This window comes from Curtobacterium sp. 1544, assembly GCF_040544915.1.
Classification (GTDB): domain Bacteria; phylum Actinomycetota; class Actinomycetes; order Actinomycetales; family Microbacteriaceae; genus Curtobacterium; species Curtobacterium pusillum_C.
Genome location: NZ_JBEPKX010000001.1, coordinates 221,527 through 234,921 on the forward strand (window position 1 = coordinate 221,527; position 13,395 = coordinate 234,921).

Consider the following 13,395-nt stretch of genomic DNA (forward strand, 5'->3'; position numbering starts at 1 on the left):
ATCGATTGGACGTCGGCGCGCGGAAGGACCACCATGGGGAGGTGACAGTCGTGGCGCCGAACCAACCGCTCATCGAGTCCGAGGTCGAGGCGATCAAACGGGACTTCCCGATCCTGCAGCAGCAGGTGAACGGCTTCCCCCTCGCGTACCTCGACTCCGGGGCCACGGCTGAGCGACCCCGCCAGGTCCTCGACGCCGAACGCCGGTTCCTCGAGCAGGACAACGCCGCCGTCCACCGCGGCGCCCACACCCTCGCCGCACTGAGCACCGACGCGTACGAGGACGCCCGTGCCACGGTCGCCGGGTTCATCGGAGCGGCGTCCCCGAACGAGGTCGTGTGGACGAGCAACGCCACGGACGCCCTCAACCTCGTCGCCTACGGCATCGCCAACGCCAGCCGCGGCCGCGGGGGAGCGGACGCCGAGCGCTTCCGCATCGGTCCGGGCGACGAGGTCCTCGTGACCGAGGCCGAGCACCACGCCAACCTCGTCCCGTGGCAGGAGCTCGCGGCGCTGACCGGTGCGACGCTCCGGTGGGTGCCGGTCGCCGACGACGGCACCTGGACCGCCGAGTCCGCCGTCGCCCTGATCTCGGACCGCACGAAGGTCGTCGCGTTCGCGCACGTGTCGAACGTCACCGGCATGATCGCGCCGGTGTCCGCCGTGGTCGCTGCGGCCCACGCGCACGGTGCGCTCGTCGTCCTCGACGCCTGCCAGTCCGCCCCGCACCGCCCCCTCGACGTGCAGGCGCTCGGCGTCGACTTCGCCGCGTTCTCCGGCCACAAGATGCTCGGTCCCAACGGCATCGGTGTGCTCTGGGGCCGCCACGAGCTCCTCGACGCCCTGCCCCCGTTCCGGACGGGCGGGTCGATGATCACCACGGTGACGATGGAACACACCGACTTCATGCCGGCGCCCGAGCGCTTCGAGGCCGGCACCCAGCCGGTGTCCCAGGCCGTCGCGCTCGCCGAGGCCGTCCGGTACCTGCAGGCCATCGGCATGGAACGCGTCCGTGCCCACGAGGAGCACCTGGCGCGCCGACTGCTCGAGGGCCTCGCGGCCATCCCCGGCATCCGCACCGTCGGCCCCGCTGCCGAGGTGCCCCGGTCCGGCCTCGTGTCGTTCGACGTCGACGGGGTGCACGCGCACGACGTCTCGCAGTACCTCGACGCGCAGGGCATCGCGGTCCGCTCCGGACACCACTGCGCCCAACCCCTGCACCGTCGACTCGGTCTCGTCGCCACCAGCCGGGCGAGCACGTACGTGTACACGACGGAGCAGGACGTCGATCGATTCCTGACCGCCGTCGGCGAGATCCGCGCCTACTTCGGCGCCGAAGGAGCAGCGTCGTGAACGCCCTCGACTCCCTCTACCAGCAGGTCATCCTCGACCACGCGAAGGCCCGGCACGGCGACCGCCTGCTCGACGCCCCCGACGCCGAGCACTTCGAACGCAACCCGACGTGCGGCGACGAGATCACCGTGCGCGTCCGACTGGAGCCCGGCACGGACCGCATCGCCGAGCTCGGCTGGCAGGGCGACGGCTGCTCGATCTCGATGGCCTCGGCGTCCGTGCTCACCGACATGGCCGTCGGCCGGACGGTCCCGGAGCTGCTGGCACTCACGGAGGAGTTCCGCACGATGATGCGGTCCCGCGGTGCCGGCGAACCCGACGAGGACGTCCTCGAGGACCTCATCGCCTTCCACGGCGTCTCGAAGTTCGTGATGCGCGTCAAGTGCGGCATGCTCGCGTGGGTGGCGGCGGAAGCCGCAGTGCGCGAGGCGACCGCGCGCTCCTGAGCCGACCGACGGCCGGACAGGAGGCGTGCTGCGGGGCCGCCCCGTGCCTCCAATCCGACACACGGTCGCGCGTCACGCTTCGTCACGGTGCGTGACCGGGTCGCTGTCGCCACGTAGCGTCGCGATCGTGAGTGACCCGAAGCAGCGGCAGATCCGGTTCAACGCGTTCGACATGAACTGCGTGGCGCACCAGTCCTCGGGACTGTGGCGGCACCCCCGCGACCGGTCGCGGCACTACAACGACCTGTCGTACTGGACGGACCTCGCGAAGTTGCTCGAGCGGGGCCACTTCGACGGCATCTTCATCGCGGACGTCCTCGGCACGTACGACGTCTACGGCGACTCGAACGAGGCCGCCCTCCGGACCGGCTCCCAGGTGCCGGTGAACGACCCGATCCTGCTGGTCTCCGCGATGGCGTCGGTGACCGAGCACCTCGGCTTCGGGATCACGGCCGGCACCGCCTACGAGCACCCGTACCCGTTCGCCCGCCGCATCTCGACGCTCGACCACCTCACCAAGGGCCGCGTCGGCTGGAACGTCGTGACCGGCTACCTGCCGAGCGCAGCACGGAACATGGGCCAGACCGACCAGCTGTCGCACGACGACCGCTACGACGTCGCGGACGAGTACCTCGAGGTCCTCTACAAACTGTGGGAGGGCTCGTGGGAGGACGACGCCGTCGTCGAGGACCGCGAGACCGGGGTCTTCACCGACCCGACGAAGGTGCACCCGATCGAGCACCACGGCGAGCACTTCGACGTGCCGGGCATCCACCTGTCCGAGCCGTCGGTGCAACGCTCGCCCGTCATCTACCAGGCGGGCGCGTCGCCGCGCGGCATCCGTTTCGCAGCGGAGAACGCGGAAGCCGTCTTCGTGGGCGCTCCGACCGTCGAGCAGCTCGCGTCGACCGTCGCGAAGGTCCGTGACGCCCTGGAGGCAGCTGGTCGCGACCGGTACGCCGCTCGCGTCTACACACTGCTCACCGTGATCACGGACGCCACCGACGAGCTGGCCCAGGCGAAGTACGAGGACTACTTGTCGTACGCGTCGGAGCTCGGTGCGCTGGTGCTCAACTCCGGGTGGATGGGTGTCGACCTGTCGCAGTGGGACCTCGACGAGCCGCTCGGTGACGTCGAGTCGAACGCGATCCAGTCCGCCGCGGCCAACATCGCCGCGGCGACCGGCGAGGACGGCAGCTCGTGGACGATCCGTGACCTGGCTCGGCACACGGCGATCGGCGGCCTGGGGCCGGTGGCCGTCGGCGGCGGAGCGACGATCGCCGACCGACTGCAGGAGATCCAGGAGCTGACCGACGTCGACGGGTTCAACCTGGCGTACGCGGTGACCCCGGGCACGTGGGAGGACGTCATCGAGTTCGTGATCCCCGAACTCCGAGCCCGGGGTGCCTACCCCGAGGGCTACACGGAGGGGTCGCTCCGCCACAAGCTGCACGGCCGCGGCGACCGGCTGCCGGAGGAGCACCGGGGAGCGTCGTTCCGGGTCGGTCAGCGCTCGGCCGTGGGCTGACCACCCCGCGCGTGGGTCACAGTGGCATCGGGAGCGCGTCGGCAGCGGTCGGCCACGGCGCCCACTTCGCCCGGGGAGCGCCGAGCAGGTACGGCTGCGGCGACGGGTAGCTGACGAGCTCGAGCGTCGACCCCCACGGCGTGCGGGTGTAGACGAACCGGTTGCCGTCGCCCGCCTCGAGTCCACGCAGGTCGCGCGGCTCGGAGTTGCGCGTGGCCCCGGCGGCCTCGACCCGTGCGAGTGTCTCGTCGAGGTCGTCCGCGTAGATCGCCAGGTGCTGCCACCCGAGGTCCGACGGGTGTGCGGCGCCGTGCTGGTCGGGTCCGAGGTACTCGAACAGCTCGAGGCCCGGGCCCTCGGGCAGGGCGAGCATCCGCATCGCACCCTGCGCCATCGTCGGTGGGATGCCGAGGTAGCGGTGCGCCTCGGGCGAGCCGTTCGGTGCCTCGGTCCGGCACCGCATGTCGTACAGGACGACGGCGTCGAACGCCGCCACGAAGAACGCCGTGGCTGCATCGATGTCCGGCACCGTGACGCCCACGTGGTCGATCCTGATTCCCCTGGTCATGGGTGATTCGTACCACCGGCCGACCACGCCGCGGCAGCCGCTCGGCACCGCGTGCGCCTTCCGTGCGGCAAGCCGCAGTCCGCACCGCGGTCCTCGTGCTGGAACGGCCGTTTCAGGACGGGTGCCGCGACACACGACCGTTACACAGGGGAAACGGGCGGCTCGAAGAGGCTCCGTAGCTTCGTGGCAGAGGCGGGCACCGCTCGCCCTTCCCACTCCTTCGGAGGACGCCATGGCTACAGAGATCGCGACCCCGGTCGCCGCGCCCCACGCCCCCCTCACGACGGCAGCCCCAGCGGGCGCCGGCGTCGTCAAGCCCGGGTACGACCCGGCGCTCACCAACGAAGACCTCGCCCCGCTGCGCAAGCAGACCTGGACGAGCTACAACATCTTCGCCTTCTGGATGTCCGACGTGCACTCGGTCGGCGGGTACGTCACCGCCGGGTCGCTCTTCGCCCTCGGCATCGCCAGCTGGCAGGTGCTCATCGCCCTGGTGGTCGGCATCCTCATCGTGCAGGTCTTCGCGAACCTCGTCGCGAAGCCGTCCCAGCGCACCGGGGTGCCGTACCCGGTCATCAACCGGGCGGTGTTCGGCGTCCTCGGGGCGAACGTCCCCGCGATCATCCGCGGCCTCATCGCGATGGCCTGGTACGGCGTGCAGACGTTCCTCGCCGCGCAGTCGCTCAACATCATCTTCCTGAAGTTCATCCCCGCGTCGGCCGGGCTGCTCGAGCACTCGTTCCTCGGGTTGTCCGCGCTCGGCTGGATCTCGTACGCGATCCTCTGGGTGGCGCAGGGCGCGCTGTTCTGGATGGGGATGGACGCGATCAAGAAGTTCATCGACTGGGCCGGTCCCGCGGTCTACGTCGTGATGATCGCCCTCGCCGTCTACCTGGTCGGGCAGGCGGGCATCGGCAACATCTCGTTCACGCTGTCCGCGGGGGAGCCGCTCTCCTTCGGCGCGAGCATCCCGGTGATGCTGTCGGCGATCGCCCTGGTCGTGAGCTACTTCTCCGGCCCGATGCTGAACTTCGGTGACTTCTCCCGCTACGCGAAGTCCTACGGTGCGGTGAAGCGCGGCAACCTCTGGGGCCTGCCGATCAACTTCCTGTTCTTCTCGGTGCTCACCGTGCTCTGCGCCAGCGCCACGGTGCCGGTGTTCGGCAAGCTCATCACCGACCCGATCGAGACCGTGCAGGCGATCGGCGCTCCGTTCGCGATCCTGCTCGGCGGCCTGACGTTCGTCACCGCGACGGTCGGCATCAACATCGTCGCGAACTTCATCAGCCCCGCGTTCGACTTCTCCAACGTGGCGCCGCGGAAGATCAGCTGGCGTGCCGGCGGGATGATCGCGGCGGTCGGTTCCGTGCTCCTCACCCCGTGGAACTGGTACGGCAACGACCAGGCGATCCTGTACACGCTCGGAGTGCTCGGAGCCCTGATCGGCCCGCTGTTCGGCATCCTCATCGCCGGCTACTACATCGTCGCGAAGCAGCGCGTGGCCGTCGACGACATGTACACGAAGGACCCGAGCGCGCGGTACTGGTACGCGAAGGGCTTCAACCCGAACGCGATCTGGACGCTCGTCGTCACCGGGGTGATCTCGGTCGCCAGCGCGGTCCTGCCGTCGGCGCTCGGCGTCGTACCGTGGCTGTCGAACTACAGCTGGTTCATCGGCTGCGCACTCGGACTCGTGGTCTTCTGGGGGCTGGAGCGTGCTCGCCCGAGCATGCCGGAGCTCGCCGCCGACGACCCGACGGTCGACGACGGAGCAGCGACCGGCCGCGCCTGAACCACCGCACCACCCGCACCACCGGAAGGACCCCGATGCGCATCCGCGTCGTCAACCCCAACACCACGAGCTCGATGACCGCGGCGATCGGCACCGCCGCCGCCGCGGTCGCCGGGCCCGACACGATCGTCGAGGCCGTCAACCCCACCATGGGGCCGGCGTCCATCGAGAGTCACTACGAGGAAGCCCTGGCCGTGCCGGGGCTCCTCGAGCAGATCGTGATCGGCGAGCAGGAGGGAGTGGACGCGTACGTGGTCGCCTGCTTCGGGGACCCGGGACTCGACGCCGCGCGGGAGGCCGCCTCCGGACCCGTCGTCGGGATCGCGGAGGCGGGCTTCCACGCGGCGGCGCTGCTCGGACGGCGCTTCGGGGTCGTCACCACCCTCGGCCGGACGGTCGGTCGGGCGCACGAGCTCGCCGAGCGGTACGGTTTCGCGTCGCTCGTCACCGAGATCCGGGCGTGCGAGGTGCCCGTCCTCGAGCTCGACGACCCGGCGTCCGGTGCCCGGGCGCTCGTGATCGAGGAGTGCCGGGCAGTGATCGAGGGCGGCGCGGACGCGGTCGTGCTCGGCTGCGCCGGGATGGCGGACTTCTGCGCCGAGGTGTCCAGGGCGATCGGGGCACCCGTGGTCGACGGGGTGGCCGCGGCGACGGTGCTCGCCGAGTCGCTCGTGCGGCTCGGCCTGACGACCGGGAGGAGCGGCGAGTACGCCGCCCCACCGGCCAAGCCGATGTCGGGACTGCTCGCGGGGTTCGAACGCCACCCGTCGGCGGACGCGACGGTCGGGGCGGACGCATGACGCGCCTCCAGGCGGACAACGTCGACAACGTCGACAACGCAGACGATGCCGACCTCGTCCTCCGCGCGGAACGCGCCTGGGTCGACGGCGCCTTCCGGGCCGCCGCGGTCGTCGTCCGCGACGGCCGCGTCGCGGACGTCCTCCCGTTCGACGCGGACGTCGCCGCGCTCGACGACCGCCGTGTGCCCGACGGACAGGTGCTGCTCCCCGGCCTCGTCGACACCCACGTGCACGTCAACGAACCCGGGCGGACCGAGTGGGAGGGCTTCGCCTCAGCCACCCGGGCCGCCGCCCTCGGGGGCGTGACGACCATCATCGACATGCCACTCAACTCGATCCCGGCCACGACCACCGTCGAGGCGCTCGACGTCAAACGCGCCAGCGCCGAGGGCCGCGTCGCCGTCGACGTGGGCTTCTGGGGCGGGGCGATCCCCGCGAGCCTCGGATCCCTCGACCGGCTGCACGACGCCGGCGTCTTCGGCTTCAAGTGCTTCACGGCGCCGTCCGGTGTCGACGAGTTCCCGCACCTCGACGGTTCGCAGCTGCGTGCCGCCATCGAGGAGGTCGCGCGCATCGACGCCCTGCTCATCGTGCACGCCGAGGACCCGGAGTACCTGGTCGACCACGAGGCGCTCGGCGGGCACTACCAGGACTTCCTCGTCACCCGCCCGGTCGACGCGGAGCGGTCCGCGATCGCCCGCGTCATCGAGGGTGCACGGGCCACGGGCGCGCGGGTCCACATCCTGCACCTGTCCGACGCCGGGGCGCTGCCGATGATCCGCGCGGCCAAGGCGGACGGGGTCCGGCTGACGGTCGAGACCTGCCCGCACTACCTCGCGTTCGAGGCGGGCACGATCCCGGACGGCGCGACCGAGTACAAGTGCTGCCCGCCGATCCGTGACGACGCGAACCGTGATGCCCTGTGGGCCGGCGTGCTCGACGGCACGATCGACATGATCGTGTCGGACCACTCGCCCTCCACCGCGGACCTGAAGACCGACGACTGGGGACTCGCGTGGGGCGGGATCGCCGGCCTGCAGGTCGGGTTCCGCGCGGTCTGGACGGAGGCTTCGCGCCGCGGCATCGCCCTCGAGGACGTCCTGCCGCTCTTCACGACCGGCCCTGCGGCGCTCGCCGGCTTCGCCGACCGTGGCGTGATCGCGCCCGGCGCGCTGGCCCACTTCGCGGTGTTCGACCCGTCTGCCACGGCCGTCATCGACGTGGCCGGGCTCGAACACCGCAACCCGGTCTCCGCGTTCGCCGGCCTGGAGGCACGGGGCCGAGTCACCGAGACCTGGTTGCGCGGGCGGTTGGTCGCGTCTTCGGACGCCGGCGTCACGTCCGTCGCCGGTCGGCTGGTCACACGGCCCGTCGACGTGCTCGTCGAAACACCCTTGTAACGATCGTTCCGATACGATCTTGACCGGAACGAGAGGACCGACCATGCTCCCTGTGAACCCGCCCGCCCGTCTCCTCATGGGACCGGGGCCGATCACCGCCGACCCGCGCGTGCTCCGTGCCCTGTCGACCCCGCTCGTCGGGCAGTACGACCCGTGGATGACGACCACGATGAACGAGACGCAGGCGCTGTACCGGCGGGTGTTCGGCACCGACAACGACGCGACCGTCCTCGTCGACGGGACCTCGCGCGCCGGGATCGAGGCGGCGCTGGTGTCGCTGCTCGTACCGGGGGACCGCGTGCTCGTGCCGGTGTTCGGGCGCTTCGGGCACCTGCTCGCCGAGATCGCCGGGCGTGCCGGAGCCGAGGTCCACACGATCGAGACCGACTGGGGGCAGGTGTTCACGCCGTCCGCGATCGAGGACGCGATCGTCCGTGTCCGTCCGAAGGTCCTGGCGATCGTGCAGGGCGACACCTCGACGACGATGAACCAGCCGCTCGACGAGCTCGGCGCGATCTGCGACCGGCACGGCGTGCTGTTCTACACCGACGCCACCGCGACCATCGGGGGCAACCCGCTCGAGGTCGACGCGTGGGGCATCGACGCGGTGAGCGCCGGGCTGCAGAAGTGCCTCGGCGGCCCGTCCGGCAGCGCGCCGCTCACGGTGTCGCCGCGCGCGGTCGAGGTCCTCGACCAGCGGCGCAGCGTCGAGGCCGGCATCCGCGAACCCGGCGACGAGGTCTCCGACGAGCCGATCCGGTCGAACTACCTCGACCTGGCGATGATCCTCGACTACTGGGGCCCGCGTCGGCTCAACCACCACACCGAGGCGGCGTCGATGCTCTACGCCGCGAACGAGTGCGCCCGCATCCTGCTCGAGGAAGGCCGCGACGCGGTGATCGCCCGGCACGAGACCGCCGGCAGCGCCATGCTCGCCGGCGTGCGGGCCCTCGGGCTCGGGGTATTCGGGGACCTCGGGCACAAGATGCACAACGTCGTCGCGGTCGAGATCCCGTCCGACGTCGTGGGCGACCAGGTCCGGGCGTCGATGCTCGACGACCACGGCATCGAGATCGGCACGTCGTTCGGGCCGCTGCACGGCAAGGTCTGGCGGATCGGGACCATGGGCTACAACGCCCGGAAGGACGCCGTCGTGACGACGCTCGCCGCGCTCGAGCACGCGCTCCGCCGGGCTGGTCACGCGGTGCCGCAGGGCGGGGGCGTCGACGCGGCGCTCGACGTCTACGCCGCTGCCGTGTCCGCGGGTGTCTCCGGCTCGCCCGTCGGGGTGCCCGCGTGAGCGCCGCAGCCGTGGTGCGCGCCACCGAGCTGGCCACCGCCGACGCCGAGCTCGTCGCGCGTTGGTGCGACGAACTGGCCCTCGTCACCGAGGAGACCGGCCGGATCACCCGTGTCTACCTGTCGCCCGAGCACGCCCGGGTCAACGCGATCGTCGCCGGGTGGATGCAGGACGCCGGGCTCACCACCTGGCAGGACGCCGCCGGCAACCTGCACGGCCGCGTCGACGGTGCCACGGCCGATGCCCAGGTCCTCCTGCTCGGCTCGCACCTCGACACCGTGGTCGACGCCGGCCGGTACGACGGGATCGTCGGGGTCCTGATGGCCGTCCGCACCGTCGCCCGCCTGACCGCGGCCGGGCCGTTGCCCGTCGCGCTCGAGGTCATCGCGTTCTCCGACGAGGAGGGCACCCGGTTCGGCAAGGCGCTGCTCGGGTCCTCCGCGGTCGCCGGTGTCTGGGACGAGTCGTGGTGGGACCTCGCCGACGGCGACGGGGTCACCCTCCGTCGGGCGTTCGAGGACTTCGGGCTCGATCCGTCACGGGTCGGCGAGGCCGCGGCGGACCCGGCCACACTCGCGGGCTACCTCGAGGCGCACATCGAGCAGGGGCCCTACCTCGAGCAGGCCGGGCAGGCACTCGGCGTCGTCACGAGCATCGCGAGCGCCCGGCGCTTCACGGTCGAGGCCGTGGGCGAGGCCCGGCACGCCGGCGGCACCCCGTACGAGCGACGGCACGACGCACTGCTCGCCGCCGCCGAGGCCGCGCTCGCCGTGGAACGGATCTGCCGGGCGTCGCAGCACGTCGGCACGGTCGGCACCATGACCGTGGAGCCCGGCGCCGTCAACGTCGTCCCGGGGCTCGCGCGGTTCTCGGTCGACCTCCGCGGGGAGTTCGACGAGGGACGCGACGAGGTCTGGGACGAGATCACCAAGGCGTTCGCCCTCATCGGGGAGCGCCGCGGGGTGAGCGTCGAGCCCACCGAGGTGCACCGTGCGCCCGCCGTGTTCTGTGCGCCGCGGCTGATGGACGCCGTCCGTGCGGGCATCGAGTCGACGGGCGAGGCTGCCCCGATGGAGCTGTTCTCCCGTGCCGGGCACGATGCGATGTCGCTCGGGTTGATCACCGACGTGGCGATGCTGTTCCTCCGCAACCCGGACGGCATCAGCCACCACCCCGACGAGTTCGTCTCGACCGAGGACATCGCCCTCGGACTCGACGCCCTCGCCGTCGCGGTCGAACGGGTGGCGCGGACATGAGCACCGCCGGACCCGACGTCCGCGCCCGCATCGACTCGGTGTGGGAGCAGCTCTCGCCCGCCGAACGACGGGTCGCCGCGATGGTGCGCCACGACCCGGAGCTCCTGCTCGTCGGGACCTCGGCCGAACTGGCCGCCGAGTCGGGGACCTCGAAGGCCACGGTCTCGCGGCTGGTCCGCTCCCTGGGGTTCCAGGACGCCGCCGAGGTCCGGCAGAGCCTCATGTCCGCGCGGGGCACCGGACTGCCCTGGGCTGCCGAGGACGCCGCCCACGTCGACCAGCGAGCCGTCGAATCGCGGAACCTCGACGCAGCCTTCGCGTCGCTCGCCCGCGCCGACCGACCCCGGCTCGCGCGGCGCATCGTCCGCGCCCGTCGCGTGCTCGTGATCGGGGAGCGCGGTGCGTACCCGATCGCCCTCCAGCTCCGCGCGCAGCTCGCCCAGGTCCGACCGGACGTGCGGGTCGGACCCGCCCCGGGACAGCGTCTCGGGGAAGAGGTGGCGGACCTCGACCGCCGCGACCTCGTCGTGCTCGTCACCGTGCGGCGGCACGCGGCCGGGGTGGACCGGGCCGTGCGGCACTGCGTCTCGACCGGTGCCGACGTCGTCGTCCTCGGCGACCCGACCGCCGCCGTCATCGCGGCGCCCGCGAACACGGCGATCCTCTGCCCGGTCGACTCGCCCTCGGCGTTCGACTCGATGGCGGCGCTCTTCGCGGTGGTCGCCGCGATCGCGAACGACGTCTACGAGGCGTCCGGCCCGGGTGGCCGGACGCGGGTGGACGCGGTCGCGAAGGCCTACGAGGCGCTCGGCGAACTCGCCGCGCCCTGACCGCCGTGTCCGTCCGCACGGAGCTCGGCCGCGAGTGAGGCGTTCCGCTCGGCGATGAGGCGGGGAAGGTACCGCGCCAGGGCGATCCGCTCGGCGAGCACGCCGAGCGGTCCGAGCGGGGCGCGGAACTCGATCTCGTCGACCATCCGTGTTCCGCGAGCCGACGGCTCGAAGTGATGGACGTGGTGGAAGCGGGCGAACGGACCACGCACCTGCTCGTCGACGAACCGGTGGGGCGCCTCCAGGGCGGTGATCCGACTCGTCATCCGCCAGACGATCCCGAAGTGCCGCGCGCGCCAGGTGACGCTCTCACCGAGGCCGATCGTGCCGGTGGTCGTGCCGGCCACGGCGCGCTCGTCGGTGGCGGCCATCGAGCGTTCGTGCGCACCGATGTCGAGCGACAGGGCGAACGCGCGCTCCGGCGGCGCGTCCAGTTCGGTGACGACCCGGAACGCGACCGTCACGACGTCGGCCAGACCGTGGGCGTCGACCGGTCGTCGTCACGGAGCGCGGCGGCGATGAGCTGGTCGTGACGCTGCCCGCGGTGGTGCACGCCGGACCGGAGTCGCCCCTCGTAGCGCAGCCCGAGTCGCTGCGCGATCGCGGCCGACGGCGTGTTCGTCGCGATCGCGCGCCACTGCACGCGCACGAACCCGAGGCCGTCGGGGGCGGGTGCGAGCGCCCAGTCGAGGACGGCTGCCGCGGCCTCGGTCACGAACCCGTGGCCACGGCCGTCCGGGTGCACCGCGTACCCGATCTCCGCGGCGCCGTCGACGAGGCCGAACAGGCCGATCGTGCCGAGCAGCCGCGGGTCGTCCGCCCGGCGGATCCCGAAGTCGTACCGGGTGTCGGCCGCCCAGCCCGTGCGGACGACCTCGGTGATCCACTGCCGGGCCTCGGCGTGGCCGTACGGGACGGGCACCGGAGTGTACGCGATGACGTCCGGGTCGTTCGCGTAGGCGACGACGTCCTCGGCGTCGGAGGGTTCCGGCACCGAGAGCACGAGTCGTTCGGTGCGGAGCGTCACGGGGTCCATCCGCCGAGCCTAACGAGGACGGGCGGTAGCGTCGGGGGATGACGTTCGACGCGCTCCCGTTCCCGGTCATCGACGGCCACAACGACCTGCCCTGGGAGCGCCGCGAGACCCACGACTCCGGGGTGGAGGGCATCGACTCAGAGGCGGGCTCACTCCACACCGACCTCCCGAAGCTCCGTGCCGGCGGCGTCGTGGGGCAGTTCTGGTCGGTGTTCGTGCCCTGCGACGAGCCCGACCCCGTGCGGGCGACCCTGCAGCAGGTCGACGTCGCGCACCGGATCATCGAGCGGTACCCGGACACCCTCGCGCTCGCGCGCACCGCCGCCGAGGTCCGTGCGGCGATCGACTCCGGCCGGATCGCGTCGCTGCTCGGCGCCGAGGGCGGGCACGCGATCGGGGACGACCTCGCCGTCCTGCGCGACCTCGCGCGGCTCGGCGTCCGGTACATGACGTTGACGCACAACGACGACACCCCCTGGGCCGACTCGGCGACCGGGTCGCACCCGCACGGCGGACTCACCGACCGCGGGCGCGAGGTCGTCGCCGAGATGGAGCGGATCGGCATGCTCGTCGACCTGTCCCACACCGCGCCGACCACGATGCGCGACACCCTCGACGTCGCGACGCAGCCGGTGGTCTTCAGCCACTCGTCCACGGTCGCCGTCAACGACCACCCGCGGAACGTGCCGGACGACGTGCTCGGCAGGCTGGCGGACAACGGCGGCGTCGTGATGATCACGTTCGTGCCGCAGTTCGTCTCCGCGGCGTACGCCTCGTGGCTCGCTGCCGGCTCAGCTGGTTCGCCGCCGCCCGTCACCGTCGCCGACGTCGCGGACCACGTCGAGCACGCACGGGACGTCGCGGGCGCGGCGCACATCGGCCTCGGCGGGGACTACGACGGCACCCCGGTGCTGCCGGCGGACCTGCGGGACGTGTCGCGGTACCCGGTGCTCGCGGCGGAGTTGCAGCGGCGCGGGTGGAGTGCGGGGGACCTGCGGGCGCTGGCGGGCGGCAACGTGCTGCGGGTGCTCGAGGCGACCGACGAGCGCTTCGCGCGCACGGCGCTCGTGCGCTGACGCGGGCGCGG

At 72.1% G+C, this 13,395-nt stretch carries 13 protein-coding genes; 10 read left to right on the forward strand and 3 right to left on the reverse strand.

Translation table 11 applies throughout. From position 1 onward, the window contains the following. Positions 1-50: 50 nt before the first annotated feature. The 3 genes from ABIC61_RS01065 (at position 51) to ABIC61_RS01075 (ending at position 3,326) form a co-directional block, all read left to right on the forward strand. Entirely contained in the window at positions 51-1,352 is a 1,302-nt protein-coding gene (locus ABIC61_RS01065) for a SufS family cysteine desulfurase (RefSeq protein ID WP_354028553.1), read from the forward strand. Beyond that, positions 1,349-1,798: a Fe-S cluster assembly sulfur transfer protein SufU gene (gene sufU / locus ABIC61_RS01070; protein WP_354028484.1), complete on the forward strand. Its 450-nt coding sequence runs from the start codon at positions 1,349-1,351 to the stop codon at positions 1,796-1,798. Before ABIC61_RS01065 ends, sufU begins: the two co-directional genes overlap by 4 nt. Before the next feature lie 124 nt (positions 1,799-1,922). Continuing rightward, complete coding sequence (locus ABIC61_RS01075) at positions 1,923-3,326, forward strand: LLM class flavin-dependent oxidoreductase (RefSeq protein ID WP_354028554.1); 1,404 nt, start codon at positions 1,923-1,925, stop codon at positions 3,324-3,326. A 16-nt stretch (positions 3,327-3,342) separates the two neighbouring features. Here ABIC61_RS01075 and ABIC61_RS01080 read toward each other — a convergent pair whose 3' ends face one another. Further along, positions 3,343-3,894, reverse strand: a complete 552-nt coding sequence (locus ABIC61_RS01080; protein WP_354028485.1) for a VOC family protein — start codon at positions 3,892-3,894, stop codon at positions 3,343-3,345. A 232-nt stretch (positions 3,895-4,126) separates the two neighbouring features. Between ABIC61_RS01080 and ABIC61_RS01085 the strand changes: the two genes are divergently transcribed. The 6 genes from ABIC61_RS01085 to ABIC61_RS01110 are packed head-to-tail and all read left to right on the forward strand — an operon-like array spanning position 4,127 to position 11,272. Continuing rightward, positions 4,127-5,686, forward strand: a complete 1,560-nt coding sequence (locus tag ABIC61_RS01085) for an NCS1 family nucleobase:cation symporter-1 (protein ID WP_354028486.1) — start codon at positions 4,127-4,129, stop codon at positions 5,684-5,686. Between the two features lie 35 nt (positions 5,687-5,721). Beyond that, complete coding sequence (locus ABIC61_RS01090) at positions 5,722-6,486, forward strand: aspartate/glutamate racemase family protein (protein ID WP_354028487.1); 765 nt, start codon at positions 5,722-5,724, stop codon at positions 6,484-6,486. Then, positions 6,483-7,886: an allantoinase AllB gene (allB, locus tag ABIC61_RS01095; protein ID WP_354028488.1), complete on the forward strand. Its 1,404-nt coding sequence runs from the start codon at positions 6,483-6,485 to the stop codon at positions 7,884-7,886. The genes ABIC61_RS01090 and allB overlap by 4 nt, the downstream gene beginning before the upstream one ends. Before the next feature lie 43 nt (positions 7,887-7,929). Beyond that, positions 7,930-9,186 (forward strand): pyridoxal-phosphate-dependent aminotransferase family protein, encoded by a 1,257-nt coding sequence (locus ABIC61_RS01100; RefSeq protein WP_354028489.1) that lies wholly within the window; start codon positions 7,930-7,932, stop codon positions 9,184-9,186. Beyond that, on the forward strand, positions 9,183-10,442 hold the full coding sequence (locus ABIC61_RS01105; protein ID WP_354028490.1) for an allantoate amidohydrolase: 1,260 nt from the start codon (positions 9,183-9,185) through the stop codon (positions 10,440-10,442). The genes ABIC61_RS01100 and ABIC61_RS01105 overlap by 4 nt, the downstream gene beginning before the upstream one ends. Continuing rightward, positions 10,439-11,272, forward strand: a complete 834-nt coding sequence (locus ABIC61_RS01110; protein ID WP_144751760.1) for a MurR/RpiR family transcriptional regulator — start codon at positions 10,439-10,441, stop codon at positions 11,270-11,272. The genes ABIC61_RS01105 and ABIC61_RS01110 overlap by 4 nt, the downstream gene beginning before the upstream one ends. Here the strand turns inward: ABIC61_RS01110 and ABIC61_RS01115 are convergent. Both ABIC61_RS01115 and ABIC61_RS01120 read right to left on the reverse strand, forming a co-directional pair. After that, entirely contained in the window at positions 11,239-11,736 is a 498-nt protein-coding gene (locus ABIC61_RS01115) for an SRPBCC family protein (RefSeq protein WP_144751763.1), read from the reverse strand. The two genes, ABIC61_RS01110 and ABIC61_RS01115, sit on opposite strands and share 34 nt — an antisense overlap. Further along, positions 11,733-12,308 (reverse strand): GNAT family N-acetyltransferase, encoded by a 576-nt coding sequence (locus ABIC61_RS01120; RefSeq protein WP_144751766.1) that lies wholly within the window; start codon positions 12,306-12,308, stop codon positions 11,733-11,735. The genes ABIC61_RS01115 and ABIC61_RS01120 overlap by 4 nt, the downstream gene beginning before the upstream one ends. Positions 12,309-12,346: 38 nt before the next feature. Between ABIC61_RS01120 and ABIC61_RS01125 the strand changes: the two genes are divergently transcribed. After that, the gene (locus ABIC61_RS01125) at positions 12,347-13,384 is read left to right on the forward strand and encodes a dipeptidase (protein WP_354028491.1); all 1,038 of its coding nucleotides are present in this window, start codon (positions 12,347-12,349) and stop codon (positions 13,382-13,384) included. The last annotated feature ends 11 nt before the right edge of the window (positions 13,385-13,395 follow it).

Excerpts from the sequence above, each read along its gene's own strand:
- ABIC61_RS01080 (WP_354028485.1), bottom strand. The coding sequence starts at position 3,894 with ATGACCAGGGGAATCAGGATCGACCACGTGGGCGTCACGGTGCCGGAC.
- ABIC61_RS01085 (WP_354028486.1), top strand. The coding sequence starts at position 4,127 with ATGGCTACAGAGATCGCGACCCCGGTCGCCGCGCCCCACGCCCCCCTC.
- ABIC61_RS01090 (WP_354028487.1), top strand. The coding sequence starts at position 5,722 with ATGCGCATCCGCGTCGTCAACCCCAACACCACGAGCTCGATGACCGCG.
- allB (WP_354028488.1), top strand. The coding sequence starts at position 6,483 with ATGACGCGCCTCCAGGCGGACAACGTCGACAACGTCGACAACGCAGAC.
- ABIC61_RS01100 (WP_354028489.1), top strand. The coding sequence starts at position 7,930 with ATGCTCCCTGTGAACCCGCCCGCCCGTCTCCTCATGGGACCGGGGCCG.
- ABIC61_RS01110 (WP_144751760.1), top strand. The coding sequence starts at position 10,439 with ATGAGCACCGCCGGACCCGACGTCCGCGCCCGCATCGACTCGGTGTGG.
- ABIC61_RS01120 (WP_144751766.1), bottom strand. The coding sequence starts at position 12,308 with ATGGACCCCGTGACGCTCCGCACCGAACGACTCGTGCTCTCGGTGCCG.
- ABIC61_RS01125 (WP_354028491.1), top strand. The coding sequence starts at position 12,347 with ATGACGTTCGACGCGCTCCCGTTCCCGGTCATCGACGGCCACAACGAC.